This is a genomic window from Protofrankia sp. Cj3, from assembly GCF_917627355.1.
Lineage (GTDB): Bacteria > Actinomycetota > Actinomycetes > Frankiales > Frankiaceae > Protofrankia.
Genome location: NZ_CAKJTR010000177.1, coordinates 1,016 through 4,784 on the forward strand (window position 1 = coordinate 1,016; position 3,769 = coordinate 4,784).

The following is a 3,769-nucleotide window of genomic DNA, read 5'->3' on the forward strand; positions in this document are numbered from 1 at the left end:
CTGTCCCCGGATCGTCGGCGGTGAGCCCGATCAGGCGGAAGGCTCCGAGCCGACGATCGACACGAACGACACGCACTCGCCGGGCCCGCCGCCCAGGTTGTGGGTCATGCCGAGCTTCTTGCCCGCGGCGACCGTGGAGATCGTGCGCTCCGGCGGAGCCTCGCCGCGCAGCTGCAGCCAGCACTCGAACATCATCCGGAGGCCGGACGCCCCGATCGGATGCCCGAAGGCCTTCAGGCCACCGTCCGGGTTCACCGGCAGGTCACCGGTGAGGTCGTAGGTGCCGGCGAGCACCTCCTTCCAGCCGAACCCGCGCTCGGCGAAGCCGAGGTCCTCCATGAGGACGAGCTCAGTCGGGGTGAAGCAGTCGTGCACCTCGGCGAGGGCGATCTCAGCCCGCGGGTCGGTCACGCCGGCCTGGGCGTAGGCGTCCGTGGCCGAGGCGACGACTTCGGGGAACGTGGTGTAGTCGTAGTCCGGGTCGGAGTTGCCGGTAGCCGGTCCGGCGATGAACGACAGCGCCTTGATATAGATCGGCTTGTCGGTGTAGCGGTGGGCGTCCTCGGCCCGCACCACGATGGCCGCGGCCGATCCGTCGCTCACACCGGAGCAGTCGAAGATGCCCAGCGGGCCGGCGACCAGCGGCGCGTTGCAGATAACGTCCTTGGCCACCTCCTTGCGGAACTGCGCCCGGGGGTTCTTCGCGCCGTTGACGTGGTTCTTCCAGGCGATACGGGTCAGGACATCCTTCATCTCGTCGGTGTCCACGCCGTACTTCTTGGCGTAGGCAGGCGCGAGCAGGCTGAAGTTCGCCGGTGCGGTGGTGTCCGAGCCGGTCCCGTCGGATGGCGGGGCGGAGCCGACCAAGCCGGAGAACCCGGAGTCCTTGAGCTTTTCCACACCGATCGCCATGGCGATGTCGTAGGCGCCGCTGGCCACCGCGTAGCAGGCGTTGCGCAGCGCCTCCGAGCCGGTGGCGCAGTAGTTCTCCAGCCGGGAGACCGGCTTGTAGGGCAGCCGCAGCGGACGCGAGAGCGTCAGCCCGGAGTTGCCCGAACCCATCGTGCCGAGCCAGTAGGCGTCGACGTCGTCCCGGGAGAGCCCCGCCGAGGCGTAGGCCGCCTGGGAGGACTCGATCAGCAGGTCGTCGACGGAGGAGTCCCAGCGTTCCCCGAACGACGTGCAGCCCATGCCGACGATGGCAACCTTGTCCCTGATCCCGCGTGACGCCATCTCAGGCCTCCTGCCCATCGGTACCGCCCGCGGCCCGCACCGGGCGGGCCTTCCAGAAGTAGTTGTGGATGCCCCGCGCGGTGTTCACCTTGCGGAAGGTCATCTCGACCCGGTCACCGATGGCGACGCTGTCCGGGTCGACGTCGGTCAGCTCACACTTGAACCGGCCGCCGCCGTCGATGTCGATAACCACCGCGACCAACGGCGGGCTCGGGGTGAAGGCAAGCCGGTCGATCGTGAAGGTCGCCACCGTGCCGTAGGTGTCGGCGAGGCGCTGCGGCGTCATGTGGTCCACCGCACCGCACGCCCGGCAGACCCGGGCGGGCGGCAGATGCCGGGTGCCGCACTCGTCGCAGCGGGAGCCGGTGAAGCCGTACTTCCAACCGGCGTTGCGCTCGGCCGGCGGGGCGGCGTAGGCGTCCGGGTCGGGACGCCGGGGTGGTTCGGTCGAGAGCCGGCCCCGCCAGGTGAGGAAGTCGGCGTACCGCAGGGTGTCCCGCCCGCCGGCGATCTGTGTCGCCACCGAGAGCGCGGGCCGGCGGGCGGCCAGGGCCTCGGTGGTACGCAGCGCCACCGCGGTCGCGCCGTCCCCGAGGACGACGACGACGATCGTCCTGCCCGCCTCTGCCCTGTCGAGGGTGTCGGCGAGCAGCAGACCGGCGTGGGCGGTCCCGGTGTTGCCGACGCTCTTGGCCAGCCCATCGACGAGGGCGTCAGCCCGTGCGCCCGCGCGCTTGGTGAAGGAAGCCACGGAGCGCGCGTGCAGGCCGGTCACGATGAGGTGATCGATCTGGTCCGGGGTCAGGTCGATCTGCTTGAGCAGATCGGCGAAGGCCCGGTCGGCGAGCGGCACGTAGATCGACTCACCGAACCGCTCCTCCCAGACCCGCGAGTGGTCGTCCCCTGGGACGCGCCACCGGTCGAGGAACTCCTCGGTGGCCGAGGCACTCGCGAGAATTTCGGCGATCACCGGCGCGTCCGCGGTGCCCGGCCCGACGAGCAGCGCCGCCGCGCCGTCACCGCCGTCACGCTCGTCCGCGCCACCGGGAAGGCCGGTGCGGATGTCCGACAGCACGACCAGCGTCGGCTCCGTCGCCGCGTTCGCGGCCAGCAGCGCCCCCACGCCAGACCGCACCGAACCGATCATGTCGACCGCGAGTACGGATTCGTCCAGTCCCAGGGCGGCATGGATGGCCGTGGCATTGGTCTTGTCCAGGTAAGCCGGCGCCGTCGTGGCGAAGTAGAGCTGCTTGGGACCGGACGCGTGTGGGCCGGCGGCAGCCGCGGACCCCCGCAGCGCGGCCCTCGCCGCTTCCACGCCCAGGGACGTCGTGTCCTCGTCGTAGGAGGCCACCGTGCGTGTGCCGGAACCCCCACGGGCACCAAGCGTGGCAGCCACGGCCTTGCGCTGGAGCCGGTGGTAAGGCAGGTAGGCGCCGTAGGCAAGTAGACCCGACATCGTTCTCCCGACGCAGTGTGGCGGAGCTGACCGCTCTGTCGTGGCGGACGTGGGCGAGACTCGGCACTTCCGCGTGACGGCAGAGGACATGTAATGAGTCAGATGCTTGCACGATTTCTGGTAGTGGGCAAGCAACCGCGAAGGCCGCCCGCCAACCGACGGGAGGCCGCGGGCGCGGCAATCCTTACATCCAAAATAGTTATATGATATGACGCCAACAGGGACCCGCCAGAGAGGAGCACGGCAGATGACCGAGGCACTTGAGGGCAAGGTCGCCATCGTGACTGGCGCCGCCCGCGGGATCGGGGCCGCCATTGCCGCCGCGCTCGCACAGGCGGGTGCCGCGGTGGCCGTAGCCGATCTCGACGGCGCCGCCGCGGCCGCGGCCGCGGACACACTGACCGCCGACAAGCCGGCCGGCCGCGCCCTCGGCGTCACCCTCGACGTCACCGACACGGCAAGCGTGCTCGCCGCGGTCGAGGGGGTGCGGGCAGAGCTCGGCGAGATCGACATTCTCGTGAACAACGCCGGGGTCGATGTGATCGGCCCGTTTGTCGACAGCGACGAGACAACCTGGCGACGCCTGGTGGACGTCAACCTGCTCGGCACCATCCGCTGTAGCCGGGCGGTCCTCGACAGCATGGTGGAACGCCGGTCAGGACGCATCATCAACATCGCGTCGGACGCCGGGCGGGTCGGATCATCCGGCGAGGTGGTCTACTCCGCCACCAAGGGCGGGGTCATCGCGTTCGCCAAGGCACTCGCGCGCGAGGTCGCACCCAGCGGGATCACAGTCAACGCCGTCTGCCCCGGCCCGACCGACACCGCCCTGCTCGACCAGGTCGCCGAGGTCAGCCAGCGCCTCTACGACTCGCTTGCGCGAGCCGTCCCGATGAAGCGGATCGGGCAGCCCACCGACATCGCCCCGGCCGTTGTCTTCCTCGCCTCCCCCGCCGCCGGCTACATCACCGGACAAACACTGTCAGTCAGCGGTGGATTGACGATGAGCTAAGAGCACCCGAGGATAGGGCGTTCGATCAGCGAGCGGCTCATCCGTGCCCGATCCGGCAAGGCGGC

The 3,769-nt window shown here is 70.0% G+C and carries 3 protein-coding genes; 1 reads left to right on the plus strand and 2 read right to left on the minus strand.

Going from position 1 to position 3,769, the window contains the following annotated elements:
• Positions 1-30: 30 nt before the first annotated feature.
• Both MJ783_RS18980 and MJ783_RS18985 read right to left on the minus strand, forming a co-directional pair.
• Positions 31-1,233 (minus strand): acetyl-CoA acetyltransferase, encoded by a 1,203-nt coding sequence (locus MJ783_RS18980; protein ID WP_239312218.1) that lies wholly within the window; start codon positions 1,231-1,233, stop codon positions 31-33.
• Between the two features lies 1 nt (position 1,234).
• Positions 1,235-2,692, minus strand: coding sequence for an OB-fold domain-containing protein (locus MJ783_RS18985; protein ID WP_239312220.1), 1,458 nt, complete (start codon positions 2,690-2,692; stop codon positions 1,235-1,237).
• 247 nt (positions 2,693-2,939) lie between these two features.
• On the opposite strand from MJ783_RS18985, the gene MJ783_RS18990 reads away from it, so the two are divergent.
• The gene (locus MJ783_RS18990) at positions 2,940-3,704 is read left to right on the plus strand and encodes an SDR family NAD(P)-dependent oxidoreductase (protein WP_239312222.1); all 765 of its coding nucleotides are present in this window, start codon (positions 2,940-2,942) and stop codon (positions 3,702-3,704) included.
• Positions 3,705-3,769: the final 65 nt, after the last annotated feature.